13 protein-coding genes and 3 pseudogenes are annotated in these 15,964 nt (G+C 62.3%); 7 read left to right on the top strand and 9 right to left on the bottom strand.

The window, feature by feature from the left end:
• Positions 1-368 precede the first annotated feature (368 nt).
• A complete protein-coding gene (locus ABOA88_RS12485; protein ID WP_070573238.1) occupies positions 369-1,136 on the top strand; it encodes a hypothetical protein in 768 nt (255 codons plus the stop codon).
• A gap of 226 nt (positions 1,137-1,362) precedes the next feature.
• Here the strand turns inward: ABOA88_RS12485 and ABOA88_RS12480 are convergent, their stop codons facing one another.
• A complete protein-coding gene (locus ABOA88_RS12480; RefSeq protein ID WP_367851197.1) occupies positions 1,363-1,845 on the bottom strand; it encodes a GAF domain-containing protein in 483 nt (160 codons plus the stop codon).
• Positions 1,842-1,967 (bottom strand): annotated as a pseudogene (locus ABOA88_RS12475) (AAA family ATPase); the annotation flags it as partial. The gene ABOA88_RS12480 and the pseudogene ABOA88_RS12475, both read right to left, overlap by 4 nt.
• 97 nt (positions 1,968-2,064) lie before the next feature.
• On the opposite strand from ABOA88_RS12475, the pseudogene ABOA88_RS12470 reads away from it, so the two are divergent.
• Positions 2,065-4,421: pseudogene (locus ABOA88_RS12470) on the top strand (response regulator).
• Here the strand turns inward: ABOA88_RS12470 and ABOA88_RS12465 are convergent.
• Both ABOA88_RS12465 and msrB read right to left on the bottom strand, forming a co-directional pair.
• The gene (locus tag ABOA88_RS12465) at positions 4,411-4,899 is read right to left on the bottom strand and encodes a glutathione peroxidase (protein ID WP_196169413.1); all 489 of its coding nucleotides are present in this window, start codon (positions 4,897-4,899) and stop codon (positions 4,411-4,413) included. The pseudogene ABOA88_RS12470 and the gene ABOA88_RS12465 sit on opposite strands and share 11 nt — an antisense overlap.
• A 13-nt stretch (positions 4,900-4,912) precedes the next feature.
• The gene (gene msrB / locus ABOA88_RS12460) at positions 4,913-5,308 is read right to left on the bottom strand and encodes a peptide-methionine (R)-S-oxide reductase MsrB (protein WP_196169414.1); all 396 of its coding nucleotides are present in this window, start codon (positions 5,306-5,308) and stop codon (positions 4,913-4,915) included.
• Positions 5,309-5,472: 164 nt separating this feature from the next.
• Between msrB and ABOA88_RS12455 the strand changes: the two genes are divergently transcribed.
• Positions 5,473-6,684, top strand: a complete 1,212-nt coding sequence (locus ABOA88_RS12455) for a pyridoxal phosphate-dependent aminotransferase (protein ID WP_043209854.1) — start codon at positions 5,473-5,475, stop codon at positions 6,682-6,684.
• Between the two features lie 281 nt (positions 6,685-6,965).
• A complete protein-coding gene (gene htpX, locus ABOA88_RS12450) occupies positions 6,966-7,853 on the top strand; it encodes a protease HtpX (protein ID WP_043209852.1) in 888 nt (295 codons plus the stop codon).
• A 70-nt stretch (positions 7,854-7,923) separates the two neighbouring features.
• Here the strand turns inward: htpX and ABOA88_RS12445 are convergent, their stop codons facing one another.
• Positions 7,924-8,574, bottom strand: coding sequence for a thiopurine S-methyltransferase (locus tag ABOA88_RS12445; protein ID WP_367851196.1), 651 nt, complete (start codon positions 8,572-8,574; stop codon positions 7,924-7,926).
• A gap of 101 nt (positions 8,575-8,675) precedes the next feature.
• On the opposite strand from ABOA88_RS12445, the gene ABOA88_RS12440 reads away from it, so the two are divergent.
• Positions 8,676-9,443 (top strand): DODA-type extradiol aromatic ring-opening family dioxygenase, encoded by a 768-nt coding sequence (locus ABOA88_RS12440; protein ID WP_367851195.1) that lies wholly within the window; start codon positions 8,676-8,678, stop codon positions 9,441-9,443.
• Positions 9,444-9,564: 121 nt separating this feature from the next.
• Here ABOA88_RS12440 and ABOA88_RS12435 read toward each other — a convergent pair.
• Both ABOA88_RS12435 and ABOA88_RS12430 read right to left on the bottom strand, forming a co-directional pair.
• Positions 9,565-11,275 (bottom strand): annotated as a pseudogene (locus tag ABOA88_RS12435) (DEAD/DEAH box helicase).
• Between the two features lie 320 nt (positions 11,276-11,595).
• A complete protein-coding gene (locus ABOA88_RS12430) occupies positions 11,596-12,351 on the bottom strand; it encodes a spermidine synthase (RefSeq protein WP_196169417.1) in 756 nt (251 codons plus the stop codon).
• Positions 12,352-12,468: 117 nt separating this feature from the next.
• Between ABOA88_RS12430 and ABOA88_RS12425 the strand changes: the two genes are divergently transcribed.
• Entirely contained in the window at positions 12,469-13,815 is a 1,347-nt protein-coding gene (locus tag ABOA88_RS12425; RefSeq protein WP_196169418.1) for a class II 3-deoxy-7-phosphoheptulonate synthase, read from the top strand.
• A gap of 123 nt (positions 13,816-13,938) precedes the next feature.
• On the opposite strand, the gene ABOA88_RS12420 is transcribed toward ABOA88_RS12425, so the two are convergent.
• On the bottom strand, positions 13,939-14,160 hold the full coding sequence (locus ABOA88_RS12420; RefSeq protein ID WP_196169419.1) for a DUF1127 domain-containing protein: 222 nt from the start codon (positions 14,158-14,160) through the stop codon (positions 13,939-13,941).
• A 96-nt stretch (positions 14,161-14,256) separates the two neighbouring features.
• Between ABOA88_RS12420 and ABOA88_RS12415 the strand changes: the two genes are divergently transcribed.
• Complete coding sequence (locus ABOA88_RS12415; RefSeq protein WP_052352446.1) at positions 14,257-15,108, top strand: LysR substrate-binding domain-containing protein; 852 nt, start codon at positions 14,257-14,259, stop codon at positions 15,106-15,108.
• A gap of 9 nt (positions 15,109-15,117) precedes the next feature.
• Here ABOA88_RS12415 and ABOA88_RS12410 read toward each other — a convergent pair whose 3' ends face one another.
• On the bottom strand, positions 15,118-15,867 hold the full coding sequence (locus ABOA88_RS12410; protein WP_196169618.1) for a sulfite exporter TauE/SafE family protein: 750 nt from the start codon (positions 15,865-15,867) through the stop codon (positions 15,118-15,120).
• Positions 15,868-15,964: the final 97 nt, after the last annotated feature.

Here is a 15,964-nt window from a genome sequence, read left to right as displayed (position 1 = left end):
ACCCCTGTTACCGCCGTGAAAGGGCGGTGTCCTAGGCCACTAGACGAAGGGGACACACACTACAACTTTTCACTCCCTGCCGCGCTACGCTGTGAGCTTTACGCTGCAAGTGGCGCGCATTCTATGGATGCCTTGATGGGTCGTCAACCCCTTTATGGAAATTTATTTAAATCAATGACTTCCGGCTATAGAAAGACAACAGGCATGATGCGCCCAACGGCTGGCGTTGATTTTTTGACAGCAGGTCGGCAAGCTCGTGGCAAAGTGCTAGCAGAGCAATTCGTAATCCTGTCGGATGGGCCTACCCGGCCATAGGCGAACTCTCCTACACTCAAGTCGGAAATTATCTATTTGACGAGGCGTTAACGGTGACACCACTTCTGATCACCTTGCTCATCGTGGCAGGTATCGCGCTACTGATCGTGATCGGCTACCTCAATAATGTCGTGGAAAACGCCAAGCTTGAGCGCGCTCGCCTGAAGATAGAACTGGCAGAACGCCTGCGTCGCTGCGGCGAAATCAGCGAAACCTTCCCCCGGCAACTGATGACACCGGCCCTCAAGGTGCTTCTGACCCGCCTGGAGCTCAACCTCTATCAGCGTCAACTGGCGCTGGACAAGCACAACGCCGAGATCAAGGGACGTATCAGCGAGCTGGAAAGCCTCGTTGCCAAAGGCGACGGCATTGCGATCAACAACCCGCCCAGCCCGATCCAGACCGAGGCCAAGGCCAAGGAAGTGCGTTTTCTCCTGGAGTCATTGCACAACCAGATCGTGCGCGCCACACAGGAAGGCTTCCTACAGACCAATGAAGGCAAGTATTGGGTCAAGGAGATTCGCCACCTGTTGGTTCTGCTGCACATCGAGTTCTTCAACAACCTGGGCCAGCAAGCCCTGCAGCAGAACCAACCCGGCCAGGCGCGGCTGGCCTTCGACCGGGGCGTGCAATACCTGCGCAAACAGCAGGACCCCAAGCAGTACGACGAACAGCGCATCTACCTGGAAAAGCTTCTGGCCCGCGCCGACGCCCTGGTGAAGGACAAGATGGAACCTGCGGAAAACGACGAAAATGCGCTGACCCAAGGCTTGAAGACAGACGAAAGCGAAAACTGGAAGAAGAAAGCCCTCTACGACTGAGGGGTGAGCCTATCGACCACTTGGTCAACCTGCTCGTCGCGGCGAAGCAGGTAACGTGCTACCTGGCACCAGCTATGAAGGTGTCCGCGCTAAGCCCGCTCCCACAGGATCAGCGCAAACCCTGTGGGATCGGGCTTAGCCGCGAAAAAGTCGCCACGGGGCCAGACAGTGGCTCCCACAAAAAACGCAGCAAAGACAAGGGGCTTTCATGGGCCCCTTGTCGTTTTCAACAGTCCGTCAATTCAAGGAAGATCGCCGCCAGGCGCTCCAGCCCAACTTGATCCGCCTCGCTGAACCGCGCCAGCTTCGGGCTGTCCAGGTCCAGCACACCAATCAGCCTGCCCGCCTTCACCAGTGGAATCACCAGTTCGCTGTTGGAAGCGCTGTCACAGGCAATATGCCCCGGGAAGGCATGCACATCCTCGACCCGCTGGGTCTGACGTGACGCCGCAGCCGCTCCGCAGACGCCCTTGCCGAAGGGAATACGCACGCAGGCCACCTGGCCTTGGAACGGGCCGAGCACTAGTTGCTCATCGCGGTTGAGATAGAAGCCAGCCCAGTTCAGGTCCTCCACCTGATGGTAGAGAAACGCAGAAAACTGCGCGGCATTGGCGATGAAGTCACGTTCGTCGGCAAACAGCGCCTGCACTTGCGCGGCCAACAGGTCATAGCCATCGAGGCCGGAGCCGCTGGCGTTGAGGTCGATCATTGTTTCTGCTCCAACAATTGCCGCCCGAACCAATAGCGGGCGAACTGATAGGCACAACGGCCATTACGGTTGCCGCAGCCGGACGACCGGCGCACGACGAGGTTGTCCAGGGCTTCGTCACGACCTGCCCTGGGTTTGAGGTGCGGTCCACAGCGTCTGATCAAGGGCAAAGAACCTGAAACCAAGGGCCGCGCCACGAGCAGCTTGGCTGTATCGGCTATGCTTGCGCAGCGCAAGGGACGTAAACCGGCTCGGACTCCATGGATATCAAGTTCACCAATCGCCTGTCATACAAGCAAGCCCGGTTGACAGTCCTGGTCGGCTTCATCTTGGGGGCGCTGCTCAGCCTGGTGCAGATCGGCATCGATTATGCCAGCGAAGACGCGTCCATCAACCGCGAAGTGCAGGCGCTGCTGCAAATCAGCCACGATCCGCTGTCGCGCATCACTTACAACATCGACGCAGAGCTTGCCCAAGAGCTGATCGGTGGACTGCTGCAATCGCCGGCGGTGATCCGTGCGCGCCTGGTCGACAACAACGACACCGTGCTGGCCGATGCCAGCCGCCCTAGCCTGGAAGACCGCTACCGGCCACTGAGCGATTTCCTGTTCGGCGAACAGCGCCAGTTCCAGGAACGCTTGTTCCTGTCCAGCCTGCCCAACGAATACCTCGGCACCCTGTACCTGGACATCGACACCTATGCCTTTGGCAGCCGCTTTCTGGACCGCGCAGGCGTCACCCTGGTCAATGGTTTCGCCCGTAGCCTAGTGCTGGCCGGCATTCTGCTGGCGTTGTTCTACATGATGCTGACCAAGCCGCTGGTAACGGTGATCGCCGCCCTGAGCGGTAGCGACCCGCGCCATCCCCACCAGGGACGCCTGACATGCCCTCATGGACATGAACAGGATGAGATCGGCGTCCTGGTCAAAGTCGCCAACCAGCAGTTCGTCAGCATGTCCACCGAGATCCAGCAGCGGCGCAATGCCGAAAACCGCCTGACCGAATACTTGAACGAACTGGAAGATATCGTCTCGGCCCGTACCAACGAGCTCAAGGCCAGCAACAACCGCCTCAGCCAGTCCAACCAGGAGCTGGAGCACGCCCGCCAGCAGGCACTGGACATGGCCCACGCCAGAGCCGCATTCCTGGCCAACATGAGCCATGAGATCCGCACGCCGCTCAATGGCATGCTCGGCATGATCTCCCTGGCCTTGGACAGCCCACTGGCCGCCGAACAACGCCAGCAGCTATCCATCGCACACGACTCGGGCAAGGTATTGGTGGAGCTGCTCAACGATATTCTCGACCTGTCCAAGTTCGATGCCGGGCAACTGGAGCTCGAGCGCATCCCCTTCGACATGGGCGCGATGGTCGAGGACACTGCCAATCTGCTGTCGCAGAACGCAGCAGCAAATGTCGAACTGACATGCCTGATCAGCCCCAACTTTCCCAGCACGGTGCTGGGCGACCCGACCCGGGTACGGCAGATCGTCAGCAATTTGCTGTCCAACGCCCTCAAGTTCACCCGCTTCGGCCGGGTCGATGTGCGCCTGACGCCTATCGTCGGGGGCGTGCGCCTGGAGGTGTGCGACACCGGCATCGGCATCCCAGAACAGGCCCAGGCGCGCATCTTCCAGCCCTTCACCCAAGCCGGAGCCGGCATCACCCGCCAATACGGCGGCACGGGGCTGGGCCTGGCCCTGACCCGCAACCTGTGCCAGGCCATGCAAGGTCACTTGCACATCGACTCCGAGGCAGGCTTTGGCAGCCGCTTCACAGCTGAGCTGCCGCTGCTCGTGCACACCGAGGCCATCCCGCCCGCCCCTTTGCACGGACGCGTCGTCGTGCTGAGCAACGCCGCCAGTGGCTTGACCGAACTGTTGCACAAGCTGCTGCCTGACTGGGGCCTGCCCTATCACGGCTTCGATGATGCAGCGCAGGCCGCCGAAGTCACGCCCGACCTGGTGATCACCGACGATGTGGAGCATCTGGACACCTTGCGCCCCAGCCTGCAGGCGCCGATTCTGCTGGTGACCGCGTATGGCAACTTCCTCACCCAGGAGCACGCCACGCAACTGGCCCCCCTGCTGCAACTGGCGCGCCCCCTGGCACGCAACACCTTGTATCAGACTCTGCGCCGCGCACTGGAGGGCGCCGAGGCCGACGCCCCCCTGCCCCACCTACAGGCCCCGCACCCGCCAATACGGGCACGCGTCCTGCTGGTAGAGGACAACCCGGTCAACCAATTGGTGGCCAAAGGCATGCTGGTCAAGCTCGGTTGCCAAGTGCTGCTCGCCACCCAGGGCGCCGAGGCCCTTGAGCGATTGGAGCAGGAGGCAGTGGACATGGTGCTGATGGACTGCAACATGCCGGTGATGGACGGCTACGAGGCCAGCCGGCGCATCCGCCAGGACGGGCGCTGGTCAGCGCTGCCGATCGTTGCCTTGACCGCCAACGCCATGCCCGAGGAGCGCGAACGTTGCCGCGCCGCCGGCATGAACGATTACTTGGCCAAGCCGTTTCGCCGCGAGGAGTTGCTGGCGTTGATCGACCATTGGGTGCCGATCAGCGGCTGAGCAAGGCTTCGATCGACGCCTTGAGCGCCTCAGGCTTGGTGTTGGGAGCGTAGCGTGTGACCTTGCCGCTGGCAGGGTCTACAAGGAACTTGGTGAAATTCCACTTGATCCGCTGCGTGCCCAAGATGCCGGGAGCGCGCTTTTTCAGTTCGACGAACAAGGGATGAGCATCCGGCCCATTGACCTCGACCTTGCGAAACAACGGGAAGCTCACACCGAAGTTTCGTTCGCAGAACTGTGCGATGTCCAGGGCATCTCCAGGCTCCTGCTTGCCGAACTGGTTACAGGGGAACCCCAGGATCACCAGCCCGCGCTCGCGGTATTGCTTCCACAGTTGCTCCAGGCCCTTGTACTGGGGCGTGAAACCGCACTGGCTGGCGGTGTTGACCACCAGCAGCGCCTTGCCCGGAAAGTCGCCCAATACCTTTTGCTCGCCATTCAAGGTGACGCAACGGATGTTCTTCAGCGTATCGGCCATCGCAGGTCTCCGGTCAGTCACGCGGCTTGAGGTCCAGACACACCGAGTTGATGCAGTAGCGCAGGCCGGTCGGTGGCGGGCCATCGGGGAACACATGGCCCAGGTGGGCATCGCAACGCGCGCAGGTGACTTCGGTACGGATCATGCCGTGGGAGGTGTCGCGGATCTCGATCATGGCACCCTGCTCGATCGGCTCGTAGAAACTGGGCCAACCGCAGCCGGAGTCGAACTTGGCGCGCGAGTCGAACAAGGGCAGGTCGCAGCAGATGCAGTGGTAGATACCATCGCGGCGCTCGCTGTTGTACTTGCCACTGAAGGGTCGCTCGGTGCCCTTCAAACGGCACACCTGATACTGGGCCGGATCCAGCATCTGGCGCCATTCATCCAGGGTTTTGTCGATCTTTTGCATGGGGGGACCTCGGCAGGCTGAATTTCACCTCGCGCCGTCTTTCTTTATGGCGGGGGTGACACGTATATTAGTTGGCTTCTTTTGCCAGCCAGTCTGGCATGCACTCCGCCCTTTTCAAACCTTTTGACGGCGGCGCGCCGCGACTTCTCAATCGGGATCACATCATGCAGTTCAGCAAATCGAACAAGCTCGCCAATGTCTGCTACGACATTCGCGGCCCAGTGCTCAAGCACGCCAAACGCCTGGAAGAGGAAGGCCACCGCATCCTCAAGCTGAACATCGGCAACCCGGCGCCGTTTGGCTTCGAGGCGCCGGACGAGATCCTCCAGGATGTGATCCGCAACCTGCCCACCGCCCAAGGCTACAGCGACTCCAAAGGCTTGTTCAGCGCACGCAAGGCGGTCATGCAGTACTGCCAGCAAAAGCAGATCGAGGGCGTGGGCATCGAGGACATCTACCTCGGCAACGGTGTGTCCGAGCTGATCGTGATGTCCATGCAGGCACTGCTCAATAACGGCGACGAAGTGCTGATCCCGGCCCCGGACTACCCGCTGTGGACCGCCGCCGTCAGCCTGGCGGGCGGCAAACCTGTGCACTACCTGTGTGACGAGCAGGCCGACTGGTTCCCGGACCTGGAAGACATCAAGGCCAAGATCACCCCGAACACCAAGGCCCTGGTGATCATCAACCCGAACAACCCGACCGGCGCTGTGTACTCCAAGGAGCTGCTGCTGGGCATGCTGGAGCTTGCCCGCCAGCACAACCTGGTGGTGTTCTCCGACGAGATCTACGACAAGATCCTCTACGACGAAGCCGTGCACATCAGCACCGCGTCGCTGGCCCCGGATCTGCTTTGCCTGACCTTCAACGGCCTGTCCAAATCGTATCGCGTGGCGGGCTTCCGCTCCGGCTGGCTGATCATCTCCGGGCCCAAGCAGCACGCCCAGAGCTACATCGAAGGCATCGACATGCTGGCCAACATGCGCCTGTGCGCCAACGTGCCGGCCCAGCACGCGATCCAGACTGCCCTGGGCGGCTACCAGAGCATCAACGACCTGGTGCTGCCGCCAGGCCGCCTGCTCGAGCAGCGCAACCGCACTTACGAGTTGCTCAACGACATTCCCGGGGTGAGCTGCGTCAAGCCCATGGGCGCGCTGTACGCCTTCCCCAAGATCGACCCGAAAGTCTGCCCGATCCACAACGACGAAAAGTTCGTCCTCGACCTGCTGCTGTCGGAAAAACTGCTGATCGTCCAGGGCACGGCCTTCAACTGGCCTTGGCCGGACCACTTCCGCGTGGTGACCTTGCCACGGGTGGACGATCTGGAGCAGGCCATCGGACGGATCGGCAACTTCCTGCGCACCTACCAGCAGTAAGCTACCGGAGGGGCCTGTACCCCCCTTCTCAGGCTATCGCCGTCGCCCGACTGCTTTCGGTGTCGGCGATAGCCCCCGATGATTTGCTGAGCAGTCATGGGGCGCTTTTCGCAGGAGAGTTCTTACATCCTGCAACGCTCTATCCCACAGCCCCCGCCCTATCCTCTGCCATACTCCGCCGTACACAGTTTGAAATAGTCGGCCGGTTGAATCAGTGTGACCCGCCCCTTATATAGCCCGCAGTACGCGACATTTTCATCCGTCAGGAGAACGTAACAACCATGATGCGCATTCTGTTGTTTGTAGCCACCAACCTCGCGGTGGTGCTGGTTGCAAGCATTACCCTGAGCCTGTTCGGCTTCAACGGGTTCATGGCGGCCAACGGCGTTGACCTCAATCTCAGCCAACTGCTGGTCTTCTGCGCCGTGTTCGGCTTCGCCGGCTCGCTGGTCTCGCTGTTCATCTCCAAGTGGATGGCGAAGATGACCACCGGCACCCAGATCATCAGCCAGCCTCGCACCCGCCACGAACAGTGGCTGCTGCAGACGGTCGAGGAACTGTCCCGCGAGGCCGGCATCAAGATGCCGGAAGTGGGTATCTTCCCAGCCTACGAGGCCAACGCCTTCGCCACCGGCTGGAACCGCAACGACGCTCTGGTGGCCGTATCCCAGGGCCTGCTCGAGCGCTTCTCGCCTGATGAAGTGCGCGCCGTGCTGGCACACGAGATCGGCCACGTGGCCAACGGTGACATGGTCACCCTGGCACTGGTGCAAGGCGTGGTGAACACCTTCGTGATGTTCTTCGCCCGCATCATCGGCAACTTCGTCGACAAGGTGATCTTCAAGAACGAAGAAGGCCAGGGTATCGCCTACTATGTGGCGACCATCGTCGCCGAGCTGATCCTGGGTATCCTGGCCAGCATGATCGTCATGTGGTTCTCGCGCCGCCGCGAATACCGTGCCGACGAAGCCGGCGCCCAGCTGGCCGGCACCGGCGCAATGATCGGCGCCCTGCAGCGCCTGCGCGTGGAGCAAGGCATGCCTGTGCACATGCCCGATACCCTGAAGGCATTCGGCATCAATGGCGGCCTCAAGCACGGCCTGGCTGGCCTGCTGATGAGCCACCCGCCACTGGAAGACCGCATCGAGGCGCTGCGCCGCCGCGGTTGATCCAATCGCATGAAAAAAAGGGCGACTTCGGTCGCCCTTTTTCGTTGTGCAATCGCTGCACCACACTCCTTCACCGCAACAGCCGATATACCCGCTCAATCAGACGCGTGATTCCGGCCTGTTCGAATTTCGGGCTCTCCTGGATGATCTCCCGCTCCTCAAGCGTTTCCACCTGCCAGCCAGCGAACCCTGCCCGCACCTCGTCATCCGCCACCGAAAACGGCGGCCCGTCGAGCCGTGCCTGATCGTAGTCGAGCGTCACCATCAGGCCCTTGCAGGCATCCGGCAACAGCCTCGACAGCAACGCCAGGTAACGTTCACGCATGACAGGGGGCAAGGCAATGACCGCCGCGCGGTCATACAGGCCGACGCAATCGCCCACATCCTGCGCCGTCAGCGCAAAGAAATCCCCACACCACAGTTCCACATCACCGCTGCGCCATACTTCGAAGACGCCCTGCTGGGTCACCTGCGGCACCAAGCCGTGGTCGTTGAAAAAGTCCTCTACTGCGCGCCGGGACAGCTCGACGCCCAACACCTGATACCCCTGCCTCGCCAGCCAGGCAAGGTCTAGGCTCTTGCCACACAAGGGCACCAGCACGCGGCTACCCTGCGCCAGGCCTAACGCAGGCCAGTAGGTTTGTAGGTAAGGATTGACCTGCGCCTGATGAAAGCCGATCTGATTGTCCGCCCACCGCTTGTGCCAGAACGCCGGCTCCATGCTTCCTCCCGGTTTTTCGATGAAATGCGCTGAAAACTTATATTGGATCTCGATCGGTAACTGATCGAAGATGAACGCATCTTAACCGCCAGGACATCGCCATGCTGCCCAGCCTGTTCATTTCCCATGGTTCGCCCATGCTCGCCTTGCAACCCGGCGCCAGCGGGCCGGCATTGTCCAAGCTGGCCAATGCCCTGGCACCTCCCAAGGCGATCATCGTGGTATCGGCGCACTGGGAGAGCCGTGAGCTGCTGGTGACGGGCAATCCACAGCCACAAACCTGGCATGACTTTCATGGGTTTCCTGCTGCACTGTATGCCGTGCAATATCCCGCCCCCGGTGAGCCGGAACTGGCCCGACAGGTGAGCGACCGCCTGACGGCAGCAGGCCTGCCCACCCGCCTGGATACCCACCGCCCCTTCGACCACGGCGCCTGGGTGCCGCTGTCGCTGATGTATCCGGATGCCAGCATTCCCGTCATCCAGGTGTCGTTGCCCAGCCAACTTGGCCCGGCCTTGCAGCTCAGCGTTGGCGAAGCGCTTGCCGGGTTGCGCGCCGAAGGCGTACTGCTGATCGGTTCCGGCAGCATTACCCACAACCTGGGCGAGTTGGACTGGCACGCCGGGCCGGACGTGATCGAGCCGTGGGCGCTGGCGTTTCGGGACTGGGTAGTGGAAAAGCTGACACAGAATGACCGGCAGGCGCTGCTCGACTACCGAGAACAGGCGCCGTTTGCGGTGCGCAATCACCCCAGCGACGAACATCTGCTGCCGTTGTTCTTTGCCCTGGGGGCTGGCGAGCGGTTTGGTGTCGTCCATCAAGGATTCACCTTGGGGGCGTTGGGGATGGACATCTATCGGTTCGACTGAGGGTCGCTTGGCGGGGAAACCCGCTCCCACAGGCCTGTAAGGCCTTTTACGGAGCAGCACTACCCAAGGCACCGACAAAAAAATCCCCAGCCTAGGCCGGGGATTTTTCATTGCGCCAGGATCAATCCTCGCGGTAGCGGCGCAGCTTCAGCTGCTTGCCAGCCACACGGGTGTCCTTGAGCTTGGACAGCAGACGCTCCAGGCCATCTTCAGGCAGCTCGATCAAGCTGAAGCTGTCACGCACCTGGATGCGGCCGATGGCGTCTCGCGCCAAGCCACCTTCATTGAGGATCGCGCCAAGCAGGTTCTTGGCGGCGATGCCGTCACGGGCACCCAGCGCGGTACGGCAACGTACGCGGCCTTCGGCCAGCGGCATCGGCGCACGACGCTCGCGGTCACCACGCTCGCTACGCTCACCGCGATCGGAACGCTCGCCACGCTCACGCGGGGTGAAGGTCGGCACCAGCGGCTGCTCACGCTCGACCGAGGCCAAGTCCAAGGCTTGGCCGTTGGTGGCCTTGCGCAGCAGGGCCGAAGCCAGGGCACGCGGGCTGCAGCCCAGATCTGCGGTCAGGCGATCGAACAGCTCGCCATGGCTGGCTTCTGCCTCGGCAACCATCGGTGCCAGGCTTGCGGTCAGCTTCTTGATACGCGCATCGAGCACGGCCTGCGGGTTCGGCAGGCGGGCTTCAGCCACCTTCTGCCCGGTCACACGCTCGATGACCTGCAGCATGCGACGCTCACGGGGGGTGACCAGCAACAGTGCACGACCATCGCGACCGGCACGACCGGTACGGCCGATACGGTGCACGTAGGACTCCGGGTCGTACGGCATGTCGACGTTGAACACGTGGGTGATGCGCGGTACGTCCAGGCCTCGGGCGGCGACGTCGGTAGCGACGACGATGTCCAGGCGGCCATCCTTGAGCGAGTCGATGACGCGTTCACGCTGGTTCTGGGCGATGTCGCCGTTCAGCGCGGCGGCCTTGTAGCCTTTGGCTTCCAGCGCGGCGGCCAGGTCCAGCGTGGCTTGCTTGGTACGCACGAAGGCGATCAGTGCGTCGAACTCCTCCACTTCCAGCAGACGCAGCACAGCCGGGATCTTCTGGTCGGCATGGACCATCAGGTGGGCCTGGTCGATCGCGGTGACGGTCTGGGTCTTGCTCTGGATCTTGACGTGCTTCGGCTCGCGCAGGTGGCGCTCGGCGATAGAACGGATCGAAGACGGCAGGGTGGCGGAGAACAGTACGGTCTGGCGCGACTCGGGGATGGCCTTGAAGATCACTTCCAGGTCGTCCATGAAGCCGAGCTTGAGCATTTCGTCTGCCTCGTCGAGTACCAGGTACTGGACGGTGGACAGGACTTTCTCGTCGCGGCGCAGGTGGTCGCACAGGCGACCCGGGGTGGCGACGACGATCTGTGCGCCGTTACGAATGGCACGCAGTTGTGGGCCCATCGGGGCACCACCGTAGACAGCCACCACGTTCACGCCTGGCATCTGCTTGGCGTAGGTTTCGAAGGCGGTGGCTACTTGCAGCGCCAACTCACGGGTTGGCGCTAGGATCAGGGCTTGCGGTTCGCGCTTGCTCACATCGATCTTGTTGAGGATCGGCAGGGCGAAGGCAGCGGTCTTGCCGGTGCCAGTCTGCGCCTGGCCGATCATGTCGTGACCGGCGAGGATGATCGGGATCGATTGTTGCTGGATGGCCGATGGCTCTTCATAGCCTGTGGCCAGCACGGCGGCAACGATGTTCGGATGAAGATCGAGAGCGGCGAATCCGCCGGTTTCCTGGGTCATGGGTCTGCCTCTATGTGCATCCGCAAAGACCCATGCTCCAAAGCTGCACATGCCTTGAAAGACCAAAAGGTCACCCAGGCAGCTTTGGCGGCGGGGATTTGCGAAAACGATTGAAAAAGGAACGTCTTGGGGAGGTCCGCCTAGCGGACGTGCAGCCGAAGCTGGACTCGGAGGGTTTGCACCACCTGATTTTGAGGTCCGCTAAAAGACCGGCGCGTACTATACCCGAATCCGTGCCCGACCGTGAGATTTTTTTCAGTGAAGAGGGCTACCTTGCCGCTATCGCATCATCGCCGCTGAATCGTTTCCACAGCCTCGATGGAAAGCGACGCCCTCCCAGACGCTCGTCAGCCGTCACGTCGCGGGCCGGATCGCCTTGATCAGATACTCCAGCGAATACCCAAGACGCGGCGCCAGGGCCGCGGCGCGCTCACCCACGCCGTCCAGGTCCAGTACCTGCTCGAGATCGGCCGGTACCAGGAGGATGACGTTGCCCTCCTTCACCGGCAGTTCCCAGTAATGGCGGTGGTACAACCCACGCAGCAAGGCCGCGCCCAGCGGCCTGCCATCATCGCCAGCCCACTGGTTGATCACCAGCCAGCCGCCGGGGTTGAGCTGCTTCTGGCAGTTTTCCAGAAAGCCCCACGCCAGGTGACCGACACCCGGCCCGTGGTCGGTATACAGGTCGACGAACAGCAGGTCGGCCTTTTCGGCGGTCGGCAGCAGTTCCAGGGCATCACCGACCCGCACATACAGCCGTGGATCATCGTCAAGGCCCATGTACTCCATGGCCAGACGCGGCACATCCGGCCGCAGCTCGATGGCTTCGACATCGTCCAGGGGCAGGAACTTCAAACACGCCTGGGTCAAGGTGCCGGCCCCCAAGCCTAGGAACAACGCGCTCTCGGGCTGTTCATGGCACAGTGCGCCCACCAGCATGGCGCGGGTGTAGTCGTACTCCAGCCAGCTGGGGTCGGCGGTAAACGTGCAGCTTTGCTCGATGGCATCGCCAAACTCCAGGAAGCGGTAATCCTCCACCTCATAGACGCTGATGACCCCAAAGGCGTCCTCGACCCGGGCCAACAACCGCTCTTCCCGCTCCGTCCCCATGACCGACACCTGTGCGCGCAAAAGCCGACATTGTCCGCCAATGCCCCCGGTGCAACAAGCGCGTCGCCAACTGATACCATGGCCATCATGCCTATAGCCGACAACACCGAGCCTGTGATGAACCGACCCTGGAGTCCCGATAGCTGGCGCGCCCTGCCGATCCAGCAGCAACCGACCTACCCCGACGCTGCGCACCTGCTCAAGGTCGAGCAGACCCTGGCCAGCTACCCGCCCCTGGTGTTCGCTGGTGAGGCCCGGGAGCTTCGCCGGCAGTTCGCCGAGGTGACTGAGGGCCGGGCATTTCTGCTTCAGGGTGGCGACTGCGCCGAAAGCTTCGCCGAGTTCTCGGCAGCCAAGATCCGTGACACCTTCAAGGTATTGCTGCAGATGGCGATCGTCATGACCTTCGCCGCCGGCTGCCCGGTGGTGAAGGTCGGGCGCATGGCCGGGCAATTCGCCAAGCCGCGCTCCGCAGGCGACGAGACCATCGGCCAGGTGACGCTGCCGGCCTACCGGGGCGACATCGTCAACGGCATCGGTTTCGACGAGCAGAGCCGCGTCCCGGACCCCGAGCGCCTGCTGCAGGCCTACCACCAGGCCACCGCCAGCCTGAACCTACTGCGCGCATTCGCCCAAGGCGGCTTTGCCGACCTGCACCAAGTGCACAAATGGAATCTGGATTTCATCGCCAACTCGGCGCTGTCGGAGAAATACCACCAACTGGCCGGACGGATCGACGAGACCCTGGCCTTCATGCGCGCCTGCGGCCTGGACAGCGCGCCGCAACTGCGCGAAACCAGCTTCTTCACCGCCCACGAAGCCTTGCTGCTCAACTACGAGGAAGCCTTCGTGCGCAGCGACAGCCTGACCGGAGACTACTACGACTGCTCGGCGCACATGCTGTGGATCGGCGACCGTACCCGGCAACTGGATGGCGCGCATGTGGAGTTCCTGCGCGGGGTGCACAACCCGATCGGGGTCAAGGTCGGCCCGAGCATGAACCCTGAGGAACTGATCCGCCTGATCGACACCCTCAACCCGGCCAACGCCCCCGGCCGCCTGAACCTGATCGTGCGCATGGGCGCCGGCAAGGTGGGCGATCACCTGCCCGGGCTGATTCGCACCGTCGAGCGCGAAGGTCGCAAGGTGCTGTGGAGCTCCGACCCGATGCACGGCAATACCATCAAGGCCAGCAGCGGCTACAAGACGCGGGATTTCGCGCAGATTCTCGATGAGGTGCGCCAGTTCTTCCAGGTGCACCAGGCCGAAGGCTCGTATGCTGGCGGTATCCACATCGAGATGACCGGGCAGAACGTCACCGAATGCATCGGCGGAGCGCGCCCGATCACTGAGGATGGCTTGTCGGACCGCTACCACACCCATTGCGATCCACGGCTCAACGCTGACCAGTCGTTGGAGCTGGCCTTCCTGATTGCCGAAACGCTCAAGCAAGTGCGTCGCTAAGCGCGCATCGCGTTGCGGCTTCGCGGGTAAACCCGCTCCCACAGGTTGGCAGTGCCCCTGCAGGAGCGGGCTTAGCGTTGAACCTTTGGGGGGCGGGTTTACCCGCGAATAAACCACCACCGATCATTTGCGCAGGGGGTCATCCCAGAACGGCCGCTCGGCCTCCTGCTGGATATCCGCCCGGCTCAACCCCAGGTCATGCAAGGTCGCATCGCTCAGGCTCAGCAGCTCGCGGCGCTGACGGTACAGCTGGTACCAGCGAAGGATCCGCGTCAGTGCGGCCTCTCCCAGATGGGTGAACGAAAAGGCAGGTTTGACGTACAGGGAAGTGATCTGACCTTTCATCTTGAAGCCCTCCGTGAAGATGGCTTCAGTCTCACGCCAGGCCTAAGATCAATCCAACGAATGTTTCTGATGCCATGCATCTCGGAGATTGATGCAATGTCCCAGTACCAGAACCTGGATTCGGATGTCCTGCGCACCTTCGTTGCGATCGCCGAACAAGGCGGTTTCACCCGCGCCGGCGAGGTGGTCAACCGCACCCAGTCGGCGGTGAGCATGCAGATGAAACGCCTGGAAGAAGACATCCTCCAGCGCCAGCTGTTCGAGCGCGACGGTCGCCAAGTTCGCCTGACCGCCGAAGGCCAGGTCTTGCTCGGCTATGCCCGGCGTATCCTCAAGCTGCAGGGCGAGGTGTTCAACACCCTGCGCATGCCGCACATGGTCGGCGTGGTGCGCATCGGCACGCCGGACGACTATGCCATGCGCTTTTTGCCTACGATTCTTTCAAGCTTCGCCCAGGCGTATCCGCTGATCCAGGTGGAGGTGCACTGCGACTCGTCCAAGCAACTGATGCTGCGCCAGGATCTGGACCTGACCATCGTCACCCGCGAGCCCGGCAACGAGATTGGCCAGTTGCTGCGCCAGGAGCGGCTGGTCTGGGCCGCGGCCCAAGGCTTTTGCCCGCAGGAGCAACGGCCCATGCCTCTGGCCTTGTTCAACACCGATTGCTTCTGCCGCGCCTGGACCTGCAATGCCCTGGAGAGCCAAGGCATCGACTACCGCATCGCCTACACAAGCCCCAGCCTCGCGGCGATCTTCGCCATCGTCACCGCTGGCTTGGCGGTGACAGCGCAACTGCAGAGCCTGATCAGCGGCAACCTGCGCACCCTCGGCGAGCAGGAAGGTCTGCCGCAACTGCCCCTGGCCAACGTGATGCTGCTGCGAAACACCCAGCATCAGTCGCCCATCACCGACTGCATGGCCGATTACATCGTGGAAGGATTCAAGTAAGGCCGGCAACTACAGCTCGTACGCCAGCATCACCGCACAGACCACCAGGAAGGCACAGAACAGCGTACGCAGTACTTTTTCCGGGAGCGCGTGGGCAAGCTTCACCCCCCAGCTGATGCTGAGCAGGCCCCCGATGGCCAGCGCGATACCCGCGTGCCAGTCGACACTGCCGTGCACGCCGTAAGTGACCAGTGTCACCAGTGTGCTGGGCGCGGCCAAGGCCAGGGACAACCCTTGCGCCACAACTTGCGTGGTGCCGAATACGCTGGTCAGGATCGGCGTGGCCACCACCGCTCCGCCCACACCGAACAACCCGCCCATGGCACCGGCAAAACTGCCCAGCACGCCCAGCCATGGCCAGGGGTAGCGCAGCTCGGTGCTCGGCGGGGCGACCGGCAGGAACATCCGCGCCACATTCCACACCGCCAACGCTATCAGAAAGCCCACGAAGCCCAGGCGCATGGAATGGGCGTCGATGCCCACCGCCCAGATCGAACCGAGCCACGCGAACAAAAAGCTGCACGCCGCCAACGGCAGCGCGTGGCGCAGTTCGATGCGGTTGCGCTGGTGATAGCGCCACAGCGCCAGCAACACGTTCGGCACCACCATGACCAAGGCCGTGCCCTGCGCCAACTGCTGGTCGAGGCCGAACAGCACCCCAAGGGCCGGAATGGCGATCAGACCGCCGCCAATGCCGAACAGACCGCCCAGGGTACCCAGAGCCGCGCCCAGCGCTATGTTCATCAACCACTCGATCATCAGGGCCTCATCCACATTCAACGATGTCTGCATGCTAGCGATTGATGCCTGGCGGGGAAACGCACAGCAGCGCACAATGGCTTTGCGTCATTCGCAC

It is taken from the genome of Pseudomonas sp. PKS (assembly GCF_051913525.1).
In the GTDB taxonomy this organism is placed as follows: Bacteria; Pseudomonadota; Gammaproteobacteria; order Pseudomonadales; family Pseudomonadaceae; genus Aquipseudomonas; species Aquipseudomonas guariconensis_D.
This window is presented reverse-complemented; position numbering and strand designations above follow the sequence as displayed.

What these genes read in the sequence shown, in the direction of transcription:
- ABOA88_RS12445 (WP_367851196.1), bottom strand. Translation starts at nt 8,574, where the DNA reads ATGGAGCCGGCGTTCTGGCACAAGCGGTGGGCGGACAATCAGATCGGC.
- ABOA88_RS12420 (WP_196169419.1), bottom strand. Translation starts at nt 14,160, where the DNA reads ATGAAAGGTCAGATCACTTCCCTGTACGTCAAACCTGCCTTTTCGTTC.
- ABOA88_RS12465 (WP_196169413.1), bottom strand. Translation starts at nt 4,899, where the DNA reads ATGGCCGATACGCTGAAGAACATCCGTTGCGTCACCTTGAATGGCGAG.
- ABOA88_RS12425 (WP_196169418.1), top strand. Translation starts at nt 12,469, where the DNA reads ATGAACCGACCCTGGAGTCCCGATAGCTGGCGCGCCCTGCCGATCCAG.
- ABOA88_RS12455 (WP_043209854.1), top strand. Translation starts at nt 5,473, where the DNA reads ATGCAGTTCAGCAAATCGAACAAGCTCGCCAATGTCTGCTACGACATT.
- ABOA88_RS12480 (WP_367851197.1), bottom strand. Translation starts at nt 1,845, where the DNA reads ATGATCGACCTCAACGCCAGCGGCTCCGGCCTCGATGGCTATGACCTG.
- ABOA88_RS12440 (WP_367851195.1), top strand. Translation starts at nt 8,676, where the DNA reads ATGCTGCCCAGCCTGTTCATTTCCCATGGTTCGCCCATGCTCGCCTTG.
- msrB (WP_196169414.1), bottom strand. Translation starts at nt 5,308, where the DNA reads ATGCAAAAGATCGACAAAACCCTGGATGAATGGCGCCAGATGCTGGAT.
- ABOA88_RS12410 (WP_196169618.1), bottom strand. Translation starts at nt 15,867, where the DNA reads ATGATCGAGTGGTTGATGAACATAGCGCTGGGCGCGGCTCTGGGTACC.
- ABOA88_RS12430 (WP_196169417.1), bottom strand. Translation starts at nt 12,351, where the DNA reads ATGGGGACGGAGCGGGAAGAGCGGTTGTTGGCCCGGGTCGAGGACGCC.
- htpX (WP_043209852.1), top strand. Translation starts at nt 6,966, where the DNA reads ATGATGCGCATTCTGTTGTTTGTAGCCACCAACCTCGCGGTGGTGCTG.
- ABOA88_RS12415 (WP_052352446.1), top strand. Translation starts at nt 14,257, where the DNA reads ATGTCCCAGTACCAGAACCTGGATTCGGATGTCCTGCGCACCTTCGTT.